This window comes from Stenotrophomonas sp. FW305-C-20-S1 (assembly GCF_058783335.1).
Genome location: NZ_JBYTEK010000036.1, coordinates 17,369 through 32,627, shown reverse-complemented (window position 1 = coordinate 32,627; position 15,259 = coordinate 17,369). Strand labels below are relative to the sequence as shown.

The 15,259-nt window shown below is 62.4% G+C and carries 5 protein-coding genes; all 5 read left to right on the top strand.

All coding sequences use genetic code 11. The features are described 5' to 3' along the window. Positions 1 to 5 precede the first annotated feature (5 nt). On the top strand, positions 6 to 11,447 hold the full coding sequence (locus tag AC3WTC_RS16660) for a hemagglutinin repeat-containing protein (RefSeq protein WP_492712002.1): 11,442 nt from the start codon (positions 6 to 8) through the stop codon (positions 11,445 to 11,447). 2 nt (positions 11,448 to 11,449) lie between these two features. Then, positions 11,450 to 12,073, top strand: coding sequence for a hypothetical protein (locus tag AC3WTC_RS16655; RefSeq protein WP_080149388.1), 624 nt, complete (start codon positions 11,450 to 11,452; stop codon positions 12,071 to 12,073). A 477-nt stretch (positions 12,074 to 12,550) separates the two neighbouring features. Beyond that, positions 12,551 to 13,066, top strand: a complete 516-nt coding sequence (locus tag AC3WTC_RS16650; RefSeq protein ID WP_492712000.1) for a hypothetical protein — start codon at positions 12,551 to 12,553, stop codon at positions 13,064 to 13,066. 18 nt (positions 13,067 to 13,084) lie between these two features. After that, positions 13,085 to 14,584: a VENN motif pre-toxin domain-containing protein gene (locus tag AC3WTC_RS16645; protein ID WP_492711998.1), complete on the top strand. Its 1,500-nt coding sequence runs from the start codon at positions 13,085 to 13,087 to the stop codon at positions 14,582 to 14,584. A 166-nt stretch (positions 14,585 to 14,750) separates the two neighbouring features. Next, a complete protein-coding gene (locus AC3WTC_RS16640; RefSeq protein WP_492711997.1) occupies positions 14,751 to 15,251 on the top strand; it encodes a cysteine peptidase family C39 domain-containing protein in 501 nt (166 codons plus the stop codon). Positions 15,252 to 15,259 lie beyond the last annotated feature (8 nt).

Below are 15,259 nucleotides of genomic sequence, written 5' to 3'. Positions count from 1 at the left end.
GTGAAATGAACAGCATCTATCGCCTGGTTTTCAACCGCGCGCTGCGCGTGTGGCAGGTCGCTTCGGAACTGGTGAAAGGCGGTGGCGGCCTGGTCGGCCAGGTCGCCGGCCGGCAGACGGCAGCCGTGTCGCCGCTCGGCTTCGCGCTGATGTGCGCGTTGGGATGGGTCAGCCTGGCGCCCGTGGCTGCAGCGCAATCGGTCGGCCACATCGTGTCCGATCCCAACGCGCCCGGCCGTGAGCGCCCCACCGTGGTCACCGCGCCGAACGGTGTGCCGATGGTCAACATCACCACGCCATCGGCCGGTGGTGTTTCGCGCAACCGTTACTCGCAGTTCGATGTCGGCCGCGAGGGCGTGATCCTCAACAACGCGCGTGGCCAGGTGCAGACGCAGCTGGGTGGCTGGGTGCAGGGCAATCCGTGGCTCGCCACCGGCAGCGCCCGGGTCATCCTCAACGAGGTCAACGGCCCGGCCAGCCGGCTCAATGGCTACGTGGAAGTGGCCGGACAGCGCGCCGAGGTGATCATCGCCAATCCTGCCGGCATCCAGGTCAACGGTGGCGGTTTCCTCAATGCCAGCCGCGTCACGCTCACCACCGGCACGCCGGTGTTCAGCGGCAGCGGTTCGCTGGAAGGTTATCGGGTCAGTGGTGGGGCAATCGAGGTCAACGGCGATGGCCTTGATGCCAGCCGCGCCGACTACACCGACCTGATCACCCGATCGCTGAAGGTCAACGCCGGCATCTGGGCCAACCAGCTGCAGGCGACCCTCGGCAACAACGTGGTCAGTGCCGACCACAGCCAGGTCAACGCTGCGACGGCCAGCGGCGAAGCGCCGACCTTTGCGCTGGACGTGGGCGCGCTGGGTGGCATGTTCGCCAACAAGATCTGGCTGGTCGGCAATGAACACGGCGTGGGCGTGCGCAATGCCGGCAGCATCGGTGCCCAGGCCGGCGAACTCGTGGTCACGGTGGATGGCCGGCTGGAGAACACCGGCGCGCTGCAGTCACTGCAGAACGTGCGCGTGCAGGCGAGCGGCGATCTGGCCAATGCCGGCACCATCGCTGCCACGCATGAAGCTGCGATCACCTCCGGTGGCACGCTGGACAACAGCGGCGGCAAGCTCAATGCACAGCGCCTGCAGCTGCAGGCACAGGCCCTGCGCAACCGTGGCGGTGCCATCGAGCAGACCGGCGTGCAGGCGTTGAGCCTCACAGCAGGCAGCGTGAGCAATCGCAGCGAAGGCCTGATCGGTGCGCTGGATGCGGTGGCGTCGGGCGGCTCCGGCGGTACCCCCAGTGGCACCTCGCCGGGAAGCGGCGGAACGCCAGGTACCGGTGCACCCGGAACCGGCACGCCCGGCACGGGTACCCCGGGTACACCGGGTACCGGCACTGGCGGCGGTACGCCGGTGACGCCGGCTGTTCCGTTGGCCGCCGGTGTGCTGGACATTGCCGGCACGCTCGACAACGACGGCGGCAGCATCAGCAACGGCGGTCGTGTTTCGCTGGTTGCGGGCAATGGTCTGGACAACAACGGAGGCCGCCTTGGTGTGGCCTCGCTGCGCGCCACGGGCGATCTGAACAACGATGGCGGCACACTGCAGGTGCACGGTGACGCTGCGCTGCAGCTGGGGGCGCTGTCCAACCAGAAGGGCGCGCTGAGTGTGGCCGGTGCGCTGCAGCTGCAGACACAGTCGCTGGACAACCGGGCAGGCGAGCTGCGCCATGCCGGCAGTGCCGAGTCGGCATGGACAGTGCAAGGCGCGTTCAACAACGAGGGCGGCCTGCTGGCGACCAATGCCGAGCGCCTGACGCTGGGGGCAGGTCGGGTCTTCAACGCCGGTGGCCGCATCGAGCATGCCGGTAACGGCGGCCTGTTGCTGACCACGGGCGACTGGACCGGTGCCGGCGGTCGCCTGAGCACGCTCGGTCGCCTGGACTGGACGGTGGGCAATGCGGACGTGCGCAATGGCACGCTCACTGCAGCGCAGTTCCAGATCGTCGCCGGCACGCTGGACAACCGCGGCGGCAGCCTGCTGTCGCTGGGCAACCAGGGCAGCATGCTGCGCGCCGGTACGCTGGACAACAGTGCTGGTGGCACCGTGGCCGGCAATGGCGAGCTGACCGTCTCGGCGGGGACGCTGGACAACAGCAAGGGCCTGCTGCAGCAGGCCGGCAACGGCGCGTTGCGTGTACACGCCGATACGCTGCGTGGCAGCGAGGGCCGCCTGCTCAGCAACGGTGACCTGTCGCTGACCGGTGGCCAGCTGGATGTGAGTGGCGGCACCACCTCGGCGCAGAGCGTGCAGATCCAGGCCGACGGCCTGCGCAACGCCGGTGGCCACATCGTGTCGCTCGGCAATTCCGAGTTGGCGCTGGATGTACGTGGCACCTTCGACAACCAGGGCGGGCAGGTGCTTGGCAACGCGGGCCTGCGCATCGATGCGGGCCGCATCGACAACCAGAAGGGCACGCTGCAGTCGGCCGGTAGCCAGGGCGCGACACTGACCGTGCGCGACGCACTGGACAACGGCGCCGGTGCGATCTCTGGCAATGGCCAGTTGCAGCTGCACGTCGGCAGCCTGCTCAACCAGGGCGGCAAGGTGCTTGCGGCGGGGAACGGTCTGTTGCAGGTGCAGGCCCGCGAACTGCTGGACAACAGCAACGGCGGCCGCCTGGCCGGCACGGGCGACGTGCTGCTGCAGGCGGCGCGGCTGGACAACCGCAGCGGTGCAATCGAGCACGCCGGCAGCGGCTCGCTGCAGATCCGTGCCGATGCGTTGCAGGGCGCAGCCGGGCGGATTCTCAGCCAGTCGTCGCTGATGCTTGACGGCGGCGAGCTGGTGCTGGGCGCCGGCAGTACCACCCAGGCAGAGCACATTGCGATCAATGCCGAACGCTTGGACAACGCCGGCGGCAATCTCAGCGCCACCGGCAGCGATGCACTGCAGTTGCGCGTGGCACAGACCGTGGACAACAGCGGCGGCACGATCGCAGGCAACGGCGCCCTGGATGTGCGGGCCGGTGAACTGCTCAACCGCAAGGGCACGCTCAGTGCTGCCGGTGCAGCCGACAGCACGTTGCAGGTCAACGGTACGCTGGACAACCATGAAGGCACCATCGCCAGCAATGCCAACCGGCTGACCCTCACTGCCGCACAGCTGGACAATACCGCCGGTGCCATCCGCCAGGCCGGCAACCAGGGCCTGGATATCACCACGGCCCGCCTGGATGGAAGCAAGGGCACGCTGGTCTCTGCGGCTACGCTGACCCTGCGCGCGGATGAGGTAGACCATCGCGACGCAACGCTGGGGGCTGATCGCTTCGACCTCGAGGCCGGAACGCTGGACAACACCGGCGGCCGCATCATCGCAAGTGGCGAGGGTGCCAGCCGCATCCATGCCACCACGCTGGGCAATGCCGGCGGTACGCTGGCCAGCAATGGTGACCTGACGCTGCAGGCGCAGACGCTGGACAACAGCGCAGGCAAGATCCAGCACGCCGGCAGCGGCCAGTTGCAGGTGCTCGCACAGACCCTGCTGGGGTCGGGTGGCAGCGTGCTCAGCAATGGCACGTTGGTGCTGGAGGGCAAGACCCTCGATCTGTCGAAGGCGACCACCTCGGCGCGCCGCATCGATATCGACGCCGATAGCCTGACCACCGCCGGCGGTGCGCTCACTGCCACCGGCGAAGAAGCACTGCGCCTGCGGGTGCAGGGGCTGCTGGACAATCGCGGCGGCTCGCTGGCCAGCAATGGTGTGCTCGACGTTTCCGCGCAGCAGCTGATCAATGCGCAGGGCACCCTGCAGGGTGCCGGCAGCGGCCGTTCCACCCTGGCCATCGGCCACGCACTGGACAACCAGAGCGGGCGCATCCTGCTGGGTGGCGCGGGCACGATCAATGCCGCCAGCCTCGACAACCTCGGCGGTACCGTCCACGCCGGTGGCAGCGAGCTGGTACTGGGCATCGACGGTCGCCTCGACAACGGCAGCCAGGGCCTGCTGTCCAGCGCCGGTGCGATGACGCTGGACGCTGCCAGCCTCGACAACCGGCATGGCACGGTGGTGGCAGGCAAGAACCTGCTGCTGACCACGGTTGCAGGCGTGGACAACAGCGATGGCGCGATGCAGGCCGGCGAGCTGCTGCAGCTGCAGGCCACTGGCCTCGACAACCAGCGCGGCACGCTGCTGGGGGGGCGGCTGACCGTCGATACCCGCGGCCAACGGCTGGACAACAGCGCAGGTACGCTGGGTACGCAGAAGGGTGCGCTGACCGTGCACAGTGGCGCGCTGCTCAACCAGGGTGGCCGGGTGCAGTCGGCCGCCGATCTCCGAATCGATACCGCTGGGCAGACCATCGACAACCGGGACACCGCCAGCAGTGGTGGCCTGTTGGCGGCGGGCACACTGCAGCTGGACGCTGGTGCGCTGGACAACCGAGGTGGCACGCTGAACGCACAGGGCGATGCGCGGCTGGTGCTGGCCAGTGCCGACAACAGCGCCGGCGGTACGCTTGCCAGCGCGGCGGGCCTGTCGCTGCAGGCGACGACGCTGGCCAACGGCGCCGGGCGCGTGCAGGCCGGGCGCAATCTCGACCTGACCCTGAGCGGGCACCTGGACAACACTGCCGGCGCGATCGCCGCCGGCCAGTTGCTGACCCTCACCGCAGCCAGCGTCGACAACCGCAACACCCGCGGCGGAGATGGCACCCGCGGCCTGCAGGCAGGCCAGCTGCAGTTCGGAACGCAGTGGCTGGACAACAGCCAGGGACAGATCGTCACCGATGGCGGCGCGCGGTTGCAGGTCAACGGCCAGCTGCAGAACAACGGGGGTGTCATCACCACCGGCGGCAACCTCGACAGCAGTGCCGACAGTGTTGCCAACAGTGGCGGCCTGCTGCGGGCCGATGGCAGCCAGACCCTGGTGGCACGCGCGCTCAGCGAGGACGGCCAGGTACACGCCCAGCGCGACTTGAGCCTGACCCTGCAGCAGGGCCTGAGCAACCGCGGCGAATGGGTGGCCAACGGCACGCTGGCCCTGCATCTGTCCGGCGACCTGGACAACCAGGGCGTACTGCGTGGCGGCAACCTCGATCTCAACGCGCAGAACATCACCAACGCGGCCAACGGCGAGATCTCCAGCGAAGGCATCACCCATCTCAATGCACGCGGCCAGCTGACCAATCGCGGCCTGATCGACGGCAAGGTGACCCACCTCGAAGCCGACGTGCTGGACAACCTTGGCACCGGCCGCATCTATGGCGACCACGTGGCGATCTCGGCCGGCGTGCTGAAGAACCATGCCGAGGATGCCAACGGTGCCACCCGCGTCGGCACCGTGGCCGCGCGCGAGCGCCTGGACCTGGGCGTGCGCGAACTGCAGAACACCGGCAAGGGCCTGATCTACAGCGGCGGCGACGCGGCCATCGGTGGATCGCTGGGGGCTGATCGCATTGCCGCGGGCACGGCCGGCAGGATCGACAACATCGGTTCGATCATTGATGTAAGCGGCAACCTGACGATCGATGCGGGCGTGATCAACAACATCCGTGAGAACGTGTCGGTCGTTTCGACAAAGACGATCGACACCACCGCGAGCATGACGGTTGCGTCGTGGCAGAAGAACAGCAAGAACACGGCGGGAACGGTCAGCGACACCAGCAACTACAAAGCATGGGAGTTCTACTACATCGCGCCGGAAGACGTGCTGCAGGATGAACCCTTCATTGCCGCCGACGGCACCCGGCTGGGCAAGGCGGTGATCCGCCTGACTGCGAACACCTCGCGCTTCTTCTTCGGCTCCGGCGGCTTGGGCTATGACGTGCGTGGCGAGCGCTGGCGCATGGATCCGGTGAACGGGACGGTCACGATCTACTACGTAAGCAAGGGTACTGCCGCCAATCCGGACCAGGTGGCAGGTGGCGATCCCTTCGATGTGCTCAAGTCCAAGGAGAAGTTCACCTACCAGACCGACCGTCTGACGTTCTCCAACGCGTACGGAACCTGCAGTACCACGTGCATCCAGTTCATCACCCCCGCCGGCTTCAACAACCCAGACGCGACCATCTTCGGGCGGCGCCAGCACACCCAGGAAACCAGCCTCAACGAGCAGAACCGCCTGGCGCACCATGTCGCCTACGAGGACCAGCTGCAGTCCGGCGTCGGCGCCGATGCGGTCATTCGATCGGGTGGCAACATGCGCCTTTCGGTAGATGATCTGAACAACCTCTACGCGCAGATCGCTGCCGGCGGCAATATGCAGATCGTTGGCCACGGCGCGGACAGCCGTGTGCGCAATGAAGGCGTGGAGCTGTTTCGAACGCATACGTTCAACAACACATCGATTGCCTACAACGGCACCCGCACGCAGTGGGAAGCAGCACCCATTTCCGAAAAGATCGGTCAACTGGGCGGGCAGATCACTGCCAACGGTACGCTCAGCATCGACGTCGGCGATCTGAGCAACCTCAACCAAGGGCGCAACGCACCCAACGTGCAGGATGGCGCGGCTATGGCCAACCTCAACGTGCAGGGGCCGAAGACGCTGCCGGACGGCCCTGGCCATAACGGTGCGCAGGGACCGGGCCACAGCGGAGGGACGGGGGCGGAACGCGCGCTGGCACAGGCGGCAGATGCCGCTGGCATGCAGCAGGGCGGCACGGTCGGGGGCATCGCCGGCAATGGCGCCGCATCCGGGGCGCGCGTGGTCGCCGCCGCCGGCGGCTCGCCGGACCGCATTGCGATGGGCGCGCCGGACACCCGTGCACCCACGGCCAGCCTGTTCAACGTCAACCGCAACGGCGGCAACTATCTGGTTGAAACCGATCCGCGTTTCACCGACCACAAGACGTGGCTGAGCTCGGACCACCTGCTGGGGCAGATGGGCTACTCGCCCGATACCGTGCAGAAGCGGCTGGGTGACGGCTACTACGAACAGAAGCTGGTGCGCGAGCAGATCGGCGAGTTGACCGGACGCCGCTTCCTGGACGGTTACGCCAGCGACGAGGCGCAGTACCGCGCGCTGCTGGAAGCCGGCGCTACCGTGGCCAGCGAATGGGGCCTGCGCCCCGGCGTGGCGCTGACCGAGGCGCAGATGGCGCAGCTGACCAGTGACATTGTCTGGCTCGTCGAGCAGACCGTGACGCTGGCCGACGGCAGCACCACCACCGCACTGGTGCCGCAGGTCTACCTGCGCCTGCGCCCGGGCGATCTGGATGGACAGGGGACGCTACTTGCAGGCGCCAACGTCGATATCAAGTTGGCCAATGGCCTGGTCAACACCGGTGACATCGCTGGCCGCAAGCTGGTGACCATCGATGCCGGCAACATCGAACACCTGGGCGGCAGCATTTCCGGACAGTACGTCGGGTTGGCGTCGGACAAGGACATCCGCATTGCCGGCGCGACCGTGACGGCGACCGATGCGCTGTCGGTGCAGGCGGCGGGCAATGTCACGGTGGCCTCGACCGTGGAGACCCTCGGCGCAGGTGGAACGCATGCGTTCGAGATTACCCAGCTTGATCGTGTCGCCGGACTGTATGTGACCAACCCAAGCGGCGATGGCGTGTTGTCGGTGGTGGCCGGCGGTGACATCAGCCTGCAGGCCGCGCAGATCCGCAATGCGGGCATCGATGGTTCTGTCCAGTTGGCTGCTGGTGGCAATCTGGCTCTGGGGGCACAGACCCTGAGCCGAAGCACCGACAGCACCTTCGATGACCGCAACCATGTCCGCACCAGCAAGACTACCCATGCGGTGACCTCCATCGAGGCGGGGGGCGACGTCGTGCTGGCCGCGGGCAAGGACATCAACCTGGCTGCGGCCCAGGTGCAGGCTGGTGGCGACATGGCGCTGCAGGCGGAGGGCGACATCACCAGCCAGGCACTGGTAGACAGCGAGAGCCGTGACTTCGCCAGTGCGGGCAAGCGTAGCTCGCTGCAGGTCAGTCAGAGCGACGAGACGGTGCGCGGGAGCCAGTTGCGGGCGGGGGGAGATATCGCTCTGAGTGCAGGGCGTGATCTCACCCTGATAGCAGCTGGCGTAAGGAGCGACCAAGGCATGCTCAGCATTGGTGCGGAGCGGGACGTCAATCTGCTTGCCGCGCAGGAGTCGCACACCTGGGAAAAGGATGCTCAGAGCAAGAAGCGCGGGCTCACATCAAGCACCCGAACCGCAACGCATGACGCCACGCAGGACGTCCTGGGAATCGGCACCACGCTCTCGGGAGAGAAAGTAATCATTGGAGCCGGCCGGGACATTACTGTTGAGGGGGCCAAGGTAGCGGCGACCGCCGACGTTCTGATGGCAGCCAAGGGCAATCTCAGCATTCTGGCTGCCGAATCAACTCATTCCGAACAACACAGCAGCGACCGCAAGAAATCTGGCCTTCTGGGAGGCATGAACGGCAGCTTCGGCGTGACGTTTGGGAGCCGTAGCAACGGAAACAGCAACTCGTTGACTGAAACGCTCGCCGAAGGAAGTCTCATTGGCAGCGCGCAAGGGAGCGTGACGCTCTCTGCCGGGCAGACCTTGCACCTGGGGGGATCGGATGTGCTGTCCAAGACGGGCATCACGATGATTGGCAAGGACGTGCTCATTGATGCTGCCGAGCAACAAACGACATACACCGACAATAGCTACTTCCGCCAGTCCGGTCTGAATATCGCGTTGGGCGGTGCCAGCGTTGATACCGCGCAAAGCGCGAGGGCGGTCTATGCGACCGCCAAGAGAGCAGATGAAGTCGAAGATGATCGCCTGAAAGCACTTTATGCGTACAAAGCTGCTCAAGGAGCGATAGCCGTCGCCGAAGCGGTTGGCCAGCAGTCGGGCAACGGCGAGGGCGGTGCCGGCTTGAATGTCAGAGTGACGGTTGGCAGCCAGCGGTCCCGCTCTGAGAGCGTGATGGAGCAGACAACGCACCGGGGCAGCCTGCTGAAGAGCGAGGGCGACGTTGTTGTTGCTGCGACCGGCGGCGACCTGACGATTGTCGGCAGCCAGATTTCCGGCCGCAATGTCGATCTGGCTGCAGCCAATGACCTGATCATCCGTAGCAGTGAAGATCGCTACTCTCAGGAGAGCCGAAACCAGTCGCTGGGCGGGGAGGTGGGCGTTGCCATCAGTGGCAGCAGTGGTGGAGGTGCCGCCATCGGTGTTTACGTGGGCGCGAACGCTGCGCGCGGCAAGGCGGACGGCGAGGGCACCCTCCACAACGAGAGCATCATCCAGGCCGGCGACAGGCTGACCTTCACCAGTGGCGGCAATACCACCTTGCAAGGCGCACAGCTCCTGGCCGACCAAGTGGTCGGACGTGTAACCGGCGATTTGACGTTGCGCAGCGAGCAGGACACAGACCGCTACAAGACCGAACAGCTGGCTGCGAAGGGCGAGGCGACCATCGGCTACGGCTTTGAGGGCAGCGCCAGCGGTAGTGCCAGCATGATCGACAGTGACTATCGCAGTGTTCGCGAGCAGACAGGAATCGCAGCGGGTAGCGGCGGATTCCAGCTGCAGGTTGGGGGCAATACCCACCTCGCTGGCGCTGTGATCGGCAGTACGGCGGATCCGTCGAAGAATCAGCTGTCTACGGGCAGCCTGTCGTTCGAGGAGCTGAAGAATCGTGCCGAGTTCCTTTCTGCGTCCGTCAGTGGCGGTACAAGCGGCGGTGGCAATCCCTCGGATGGCTTCTCGTTCGATCCGTCACTGGTGCCCGGTCTGCCGACAGGGGACAGCAAGAGTTCCACAACTCGCAGTGGCTTGGCAGATGGAACGGTCGAGATCCGCAGCGGTGACGACTCCGCACTGGCAGGTTTGCAGCGTGGCGTGACGGGCTTGGACAACGCCAATGGCTTTGCGCCGATCTTTGACGAGAGAAAGGTGCAGGAGAGGCAGGAACTGACCCAGATGCTGGGGGCAATCGGCTTTGAAGTGATCGGCAACTTGGCCGCAAACAAAACTGCCCAGGCAAATGCAGACCTGGAAGTGGCCCGTGCCAATGGCGATGCCGAGGCCGAGGCCGATGCGCTTCGCCGGATTGAGCAGTGGGGTGAAGGTGGACGCAACAAGGTGTTGTTGCACGGCCTGACCGGCGCAGCGGTGGCGGCATTGAGCGGTGGAGATATTGGTGGCGCTGCAGCTGGCGCAGCCGGTTCCGAGCTGGCCAAGGACGCGATGATCAGGTTCCTCACGGGGCAGGGAATGGATCCACGTAGTGCTGAGTTCAACAGTTTGATTGAGATCGCCAGCGCTGCCTTGGGGGGCGTGATAGGTGGCAGTGATGGTGCAGCGGTCGCGTTGCTGGGAGACCGGTTCAATCGTCAGTTGCATCCCGATGAAGTGGTGTGGATCAACACTCACGCGGCAGCGTTTGCCAAACAGGAAGGAATAAGTGAAGACGAAGCTCGCCGCAGGCTGATAGTTGAGGGGGCTTCACGCGTTGATGCAAGAGTCAATAAATTGATTGGTAATGAGAACGTGGATGACGCAGCCACAGCGTTCCTTAGCACCATGGGGGGGAGGTACGGGTTCGGCGCGACGGAGGTCGAGTACAACAATTTCAATCTCTATGGGAACGAGCTGCTCAAGGACGACGCGCTGTACCGGCAGGTCTTTAACTCCTTGCTCGCTGCTGGTGTCTCCAGAGATGATCTGAACTACACCTTTTTTGATCTGAATAACCTGAGAGGTACAGTTGGGCGCGGTCGTGACGGCCAGATGATGCTTGAAGGTTTCAGCGGTGATGTTGGGGCTGCAGGCAGCATGATTGCCAGCCTATCGCGGGGAGATGGCAACGGTGCCGCAATTACCGCCGCAACGTTCTTGATTCCGGTACGCATGCCTGGAGCGAAGATCGTTAGCGAAGTGGGCGTGGAGATCGCAGGATCTGTCGCGAGGGAGGCAGGGCGCCGATCGGATGAGATTCTCAAGTCAGTATTGAATGCGACCGCCGATTCGGCCTTGAAACGCGGCGCCGCAGCGTCGGAGGTTCCGGCTCGATCGCTGGAGCAGCTGCTTCCCAATGGGAAAGTTCCCAGTGTTCGAAATGGAGAGTTCAATCGTTGGTTCGATCAGCTTTCTTCTACGGAATTAGAAGTCCTTTGGGGGAATAAGGGAGTTCGAGACGCTATAGAAGCCCGCATACGTCAACCTGGCGGACTGCACGAATGGTGCATGGTCTGTAGAGCTCCTGATTTCAAAAAATGGGGTGTTTCTATGGAGGAGATCAAGAGGTTCAGAACCAAGACAGAAGAGCTGAGATGGACCAATCCTGCTGATGGAAAGCTGGGTGGTCATGGTGGTCACGGCTCTGGAACTTTCCATAATGAGTTGGGGCGGATAATTGACGAAAGTAAGTCGCTCGAAGAATTCAATTCGAGTATTATAATTCTGAGGGATCGGTGGAAGATTGATCCCGGCCTGCTTCCGCCGCTTCCGAAATCTGGAGGGATGTAGATGTGAGTACGCTTTTGTCTGACTGGTGCGCGTTCTGTGAAGGGGTCGCTGTGTTCGATAAGTCTCATTTTTTGGGTTTGTTGAAAGAACATGGGAGCGATTCTGAGCTTCGAAAGATATTTAGTTATTTCTCGTCCTCGGCGGATTTGCATGAGCGCGCGATTAAGGTTATTTCTTCCGGTAGATTGGACGGATCGTTGTACCTGCTTCCACGGTTCTCCACGTCCAGGGAGGAAATTGTTAGGCTTGGGAGCGAGTGGCTAAGAGGGCAGGAGGAAATATGTAGGAGGATCGGTGAGGTCGAAATTGAAGGAATTTGCAGGCGTGCGGAGGTAGTTTTTGTCGCCGGGAGTGATCTGGATTCCGTGCTTCGCATGGATATTCCTCAATATTGGCTATTTGACGGAATTGGTGACTCTGTAAGGGGGAGTAGAATATCTGAATCCGACCAGGTGTATGCGCTGTTCGAGGCGCTTTATGGCTTGGCTGCCGATTATTATTTGGCATGGTACATCGGTAGTTCTCTGTTTGAATTGGATGTGGATTTTGATCCCTATTTTGAATTTTGGCGAATGGGGGGGCGGTGCGCACTGACTGAGTCAGAGTTTCTGGTTTCTAATCAGTAAGTGGTGGCGGTGCATGTGTTCATCTTTTGGTGCACATTTGGAAAATAAACTATTTACTGGCATCCTCTCTGGTGATGCGCCGAGTCGCGTACTAAACGCCGTCCTTGTTCGTCGCCCTGATCTGGATAAGTATGATTTGGCCAATTTATTATTGGTTGAGTATGATTTGTTGGATAGTAAGATTCTCCCGTTGATTTGGAATTGGAGGAGTGTCAGGTCAGTTAGGGGGATTGGCGACGAGGAATTTGATCGTGCTGTCATTGAGCATATGAGAATTGCCGGTTACGATATCTAATTTGTAGCGGTGATTTTGGCGAGGTGGCTATCTGGGGTGAGTTGATGTAGTTCTGCGCAATGAGGTGGGTGCTGAGGCGGATATTGGGTTTATTGCCAGTCGTACTAAAGAAGTGCAGCAAAATTATTTAGTTGCAAGGCTGGAGGTCTGAATGCGGGATATCCTGTGAGAGGCAGGTGGTGATGGCCCGATTACCAGATGATTTGCGGGGTAGCTTGGTGCTGCTGCTTGCTGCGGTAGCTCCTGATGACGGTGGCAGGGGTGTTGTTGAGGCGCTGCTGCAATGGATGGCAAAGTGCGGAAACGAGGTCCGCAGAGAGCCGTTCCTGAGTTATGGGTTTAATTCGATCGCGGATATGACGGGGCGTGCAAGCGAATATCCTCTCGCAGACATTAGTGAGGCAGATGTTGATCGTATATCTTCGCGAGCGTCCCGTCTGGAAAATGCGAGTGATGAAGTGATTGCTCAATTTGTTCGCGACTTGATGGAGGAGTTGATTGCAGTTGAGTTTGATCGGGTCTGCTGCCGCTGTGGCGAGACATATATGCGAGCGTACATTGGAGTGTCCAGGTCTTTGCCTGCATTCCAATGTGACACTTGCGGATATGGCGAATTCTTGGATGGATCGTCGCTGAGTGGAGAGAGTTTGAAGTTTATCAGCTTGAAAGAAATGGACGCCTATGGGCTTCATTCTTGAGCGGCGGGCTGGCCCCTTGTGCGCGCCTGGATTGAGGATTGGGAGCCGCCGGGAAAAATGAGGCTGACTCGGAGTGGCTCCTCTGAGCTGTTGAAGGCGGAGGGTGACACCACCCTGCGTGGCGCGACCGCGACGGCTGACCGCATCGACGTCAAGACGGGCGGCACGCTGACCATCAAATCGCTGCAGGACATAGCCGAGAGCATGTCCAAGAACAGCCAAGTGGGCGGCAGCGTGCAGGTGGCCTTCGGCAATGCCTGGAATGCCGACGGTTACGTCAGTGCCGGCAAGGCCGAGGGCAGCTACCAGGGCGCGGGCCAGCAGAGTGGCTTGTTTGCCGACAATGGCGGGTACCACGTTGATGCCGGGCACGTGAACCTGATTGGTGGCGCGATTGCCAGCACGAACGCGGGCAACAGTGAACTGACCGCACAGACGCTGACCTTCAGCGACCTGCAGAACCAGATGGACTACTCGGCTGAGGCCATGCAGATACTGTCGCACGCACTGCTGGGAGCATTGTTGGCGGAGGCCAATGGTGGCTCGGCGGGGAGTGGGGCGCTGGCGGCGGGTGGGGGTGAGCTGGCAGCGAAGTTCCTTGGCGACTACTACGCCAAACAGAATGGCGGGCAGTTGACTCCAGAGCAGGAGCAGCAGGTCAAGGCGCTGGGTCAGGCCGTGGGCGCACTTGCAGGGGGCATCGGTGGTGACGGCGTGATGGGGGCGGCGTTGGGGGCGACGATCGCGAAGAACGCCGTCGAGAACAATTACCTCAACCACGCCGAGCGCATGCAGTACCTCAACGCGATGCTTAGCTGTGCCAAGGAGGGCAAGAGCTGCGCGGAAGAGAAGCAGCTTGCCGCGCTGTCAGATGCGCGCAACAGCGCGCTGATCGCCGCATGCAAGGGGGCGTCGGACTCGCCCGCCTGCAAGGCCGAGCAGACCAAGCTGGGTGACGCGTACTGGTCGCTGTCGATGAACGAGTCCACATACATCAAGTGGATCAAGGACAACGGCGCAGAACTGGCTGCAGCCGCATTGAAGAATGGTAATAGCGGACAAATTGCCGGTGATTTCCTTACGCACACTTCTGGATTGGACGCGCGCTACAAGCTCACCTGCGCAGAAGCGGGGCGGTGCGATCCTTTCACCACCGGATTTCTCTTCCTCAACGGAAGAGGCCAAGAGTCTATTGACAATGCTCTGCTGAATCTGGTGTTCAACCAAGGCGGACAGATTGCGGGCGCGGGCACCAATGTGGGCGGCTTGGTGATGGCTGTTGCCAACATGAACCTCTACAACAGGGTCATCAACGAAGTCAAAGGGTCAATCGCTGACTACCAGAGGGCTCAGGAAATTGGCGGTTGGGGCGTATTGAAGGAGAGGGGGCAGGCGTCTGGTCCGGAGTTTCTGGCTACTTTGGCGACGGTTGGGACGCGACAACCTACCAGCTTGGCTTCAATCAGAAGTGGAACCTGGCGGACGTCGCCGGCAATGGCTTCATCAAGGGGGACATAGGGCTTGATGCAGCTCTGGCGCTGGTCAGCATGGGCGATATTGCGACGTTGAGGGCTGCTGCCAACGCAAAGAAGCTTGTGGCTGTCGAGAACAGAATTGCGAGTTCGGGGGGGGGGGGGGGGCAACTGCTAGGCCAGTGGAGGGAGCGGGAGGCAAGGCTGGTGTCGTGGATAGTCGAACCGGCGAGGCTGTCGGCAAGCTGGAGCCAGGTAATCCTGAAAGCTCAAGCACTCCGCGCTTTGGCGATAGAACGTTGATCGATCAAGGGCAGCTGCCGACTTGCGGTCCGACATCGTGTGCCATGGTGCTCGATACAGCCGGGAAGACGGTGGATGTAGGAGCGATCATTTCGCAATCTAACGTCACCCAGCGGGGAACCACTATGCCAGTGCTTGCCCAGGTTCTAAGAAACAATGGACTTGGCGCGACAAGAGCAATGCGGGTTACCATCAAAGAGCTTGCAGAGGCAACTGCAAATGGCAATCCAGCAGTCGTCCGGATGAGTTTGGATCGTGGTGGGCATGCAGTCGTCGTAGACGGTGTCACGATGCGGAATGGACAGTACGTAGTTGCAATTCGTGATCCCGCTATGGGTAGGCAGTACTTTACTCCGGTTGATGAGTTCAAGAGAAAATTCTCTGGTGAAGCTATTTTCACTAAAAAGTAGGTGATTTC